The sequence below is a fragment of the Thermus sp. genome (assembly GCF_056332225.1).
Genome location: NZ_JBWGQW010000095.1, coordinates 1 through 3,129 on the forward strand (window position 1 = coordinate 1; position 3,129 = coordinate 3,129).

General features: G+C 69.4%; 1 protein-coding gene and 1 pseudogene. One reads left to right on the forward strand and one right to left on the reverse strand.

What is annotated here, in order from left to right:
- Window positions 1-641 (forward strand): annotated as a pseudogene (locus tag AC01Y6_RS09995) (single-stranded-DNA-specific exonuclease RecJ); the annotation flags it as partial.
- Window positions 642-838: 197 nt separating this feature from the next.
- Here the strand turns inward: AC01Y6_RS09995 and AC01Y6_RS10000 are convergent.
- The coding region (locus AC01Y6_RS10000; RefSeq protein ID WP_476671372.1) for a valine--tRNA ligase at window positions 839-3,129 on the reverse strand (2,291 nt) is incomplete at its 5' end.

Sequence of the window (3,129 nt, forward strand, 5' to 3'; positions counted from 1 at the left end):
GGGCGGGCAACCCCGAGCCCCTTTTCCTCATGGCGGGGGCTCCCGAGGACGTGCGCCTCCTCGGGGAGGGGCGGCACCTGGCCTTCCGCCTAGGGGGGGTGCGGGTGGTGGCCTGGCGCATGGGCCAGGCGGCCTTGCCCCAGGAGGTGGAGGTGGCGGGCCTCCTCAGCGAGAACGCCTGGAACGGGAGCCTGAGCTACGAGGTCCAGGCCCTGGACCTAAGGGAACCCGGGGACCTCGAGGGCGGGGTGGCGCCCTTCGCCCACCCCCTGCCCCTCCTCGAGGCCCTGGCCCGGGCCCGGATGGGGGAGGGGGTCTACGTTCCCGAGGACAACCTCGAGGGCCTGGACTACGCCAGGAGGGAGGGCTTCCGCCTTCTGCCCCCCGAGGAGGCCTCCCTTTGGCTCGGCCTCCCCCCCCACCCCGTGAAGGGGGTCCGGGTGGAGGTGGCCCTGGGCCGGGAAAGCCGCGCCCGCCTCCTCGCTCCCCCGGCCCTCTTTACCCCCGAGGAGCGGCTCCGCCTGGCCATCGCCCGCCGCCTCCTCTTCGCCTACGAGCGCCGCCACCCGGGGCTTTTCAGCGAGGCCCTCCTCGCCTACTGGGAGGTGAACCGCATACAGGAGCCCGCGGGAAGCCCATGAGGCCCGGGCCTACGCCGGGGCCTGGCGGGTTGGGCAATCCTTGCCGGGGTCGGGCACCGCCGACCCTTTGGAGGAGGGTTCTTTGGTCGGCCAGGGGAAGACCCCCCGGACGAGCCCCTCGTATGCCGCCTTTAGGGGGGCTTCCCTTCCTCACCCTGAACCTGGGCTCGCCCGAGGGGTGGTGGAGGCCCCCAGGCTCACCCTATTTGGCTGAGGGCCTCCCGGATCCTCTCCGCCTGCTCCAGGTTCTCCCTAAGCCTCGCCTCCTCCGCTTCCACCACCTCCTTGGGGGCTTTCTCCCGGAAGCCGGGGGCGGAGAGCTTACGCTCGCTCTTCTCCGCCAGGCTTAAGAGCTCCTTCAGGCGCTTCTCCTGGCGGCGCTTCCACTCCTCCACGTCCAGAAGCCCTTCCAAGGGCATGCGCGCCGTCACCTTGGGCATGGCCTTCACCAGGGCCTTTTCCGGCCTCTCGGAAAGGAGCTCGGCCCGGCCCAAGAAGCGGAAGACCTCGAGGTTCTCCCGCACGGGGGCGGTCTCCCCCTCGAGGTACACCCGCACCTCCTGGGCCGGGGGAAGCCCGGCCTCGGCCTTCAGGGCCCGCACCGCCGTCACCGCCTGCTTCAGGGCCTCAAAGGCTCCCTCGGCCTCCTCGTCCCGCTCCCCGGCCTCGGGCCAGGCCTCGAGGGCGAGCTCCTCCTTCCCGGTGAGGGCCTGGTAGAGCTCGCTGGTGAGGAAGGGCATCATGGGGTGGAGGAGCTTGAGGAGGGCGGCGAGGACCTCCTCCAGGGTCCTTAGGGTGTGGGCGTTCCCCGCCTTGAGGGCGGGCTTGCTGGCCTCGAGGTACCAGTCGCAGAACTCGCTCCAGACGAGCTCATATACCTCCCGGGCCGCCTGGGCCAGGTCCAGGGCCTCGTAGAGGGCGGTGATCTCCCGGATGCCCCGGCTTAGGCGGCTTCGCATGAAGCGGTCCGCCAGGGTGGGCCGGTCTTCCCTGGCCGAAAAGCCCTCCCGGGCGAGGAGGACGAAGCGGGCGGCGTTGTAGAGCTTGTTGGCGAAGTTCCGGGCCATCTCCAGCCAGCGGAGGTCAAGCCTTATGTCCTGCCCCCCCGTGGCGAGGTAGGTGAGGGCGAAGCGGAGGGCGTCCGCCCCGTAGCGCTCCACCATCTCCAAGGGGTCGATCACGTTCCCCTTGGACTTGGACATCTTCTGGCCCTTCTCGTCCAGCACGAGGCCGTGGAGGAGGACGGTCTTAAAGGGCCTCTCCCCCATGAAGTGGTAGCCCGAGACCTCCATGCGGGAGACCCAGAGGAAGAGGATGTCGTACCCCGTGACCAGGACGTCCCCGGGGTAGAAGGCCTTCAGGTCCTCCGTCTTCTCGGGCCAGCCCAGGGTGGAAAGGGGCCAAAGCGCCGAGGAGAACCAGGTGTCAAAGACGTCCTCGTCCCGCTTGAGGCGGGGGCTTCCGCAGGCCTCGCAGGAGGTGGGGTCTTCCAGGTAGCGCTCAGGCCTCGGCACGTTCACCGCCCCGCAGTCCTCGCAGTACCAGGCGGGGATCTGGTGCCCCCACCAGAGCTGCCGGGAGATGTTCCAGTCCCGGACCCCCTCCAGCCAGTCCATGTTCACCTTCTTCCAGCGCTCGGGGACGAAGGCGATGTCCCCCCGCCTGAGGCCCTCCAGGACCTCTTCCGCCAAGGGCTTCATCCTGAGCCACCACTGGGGGAAGATGGCGTATTCCAGGGGGGTGCCGCAGCGGGAGCAGGTGGCGAGGGCGATGGTGTAGTCCTCCTCCTTCACCAGGTGCCCCGCCTCCCGGAAAAGCTCCACCGCCTTCCTCCGGGCGGCGAAGCGGTCTAAGCCCCTTAGGGCCTCGGGGACCCTCTCCCCCTCCATCTTCCCCTCGAGGTTGATGACGGAAACGGGCTTTAGGCCGTGGCGCTCCCCGATCTCGTAGTCCAGGGGGTCGTGGGCCGGGGTCACCTTGAGGGCCCCGGTGCCGAAGTCCTTCTCCACGGCGGGGTCGGCGAGGATGGGGATCCAGACCCCGGTGAGGGGGATCCGGGCCCTTTTGCCGACCAGGTGCCGGTAGCGCTCGTCCTCGGGGTGGACGGCGATGGCCTGGTCGGCGAAGACGGTTTCGGGGCGCACCGTGGCGATTTCAATGAACCCTCCCCCCTCCACCTCGTAGCGCAGGGTGTAGAGCTTGCCGGGGGTGGGCTCGGTCTCCACCTCGAGGTCCGAGAGGGTGGTCTCGCACCGGGGGCACCAGTTCACGAGCCTAGGGGCGCGGTAGGCCAGGCCCTCGTGGTAGTAGCGGCAGAAGGCGTAGCGCACCGCCTTGGAGCGCTTCTCGTCCATGGTGAAGGCCTCCCGGCTCCAGTCGGCGCTGGCTCCTAGCCGCTTGAGCTGCTTGAGGATGGTCCCCCCGGACTCCTCCTTCCACCGCCAGACCCTTTCCAAAAACTTTTCGCGCCCCAGGTCGTGCCGGGTCT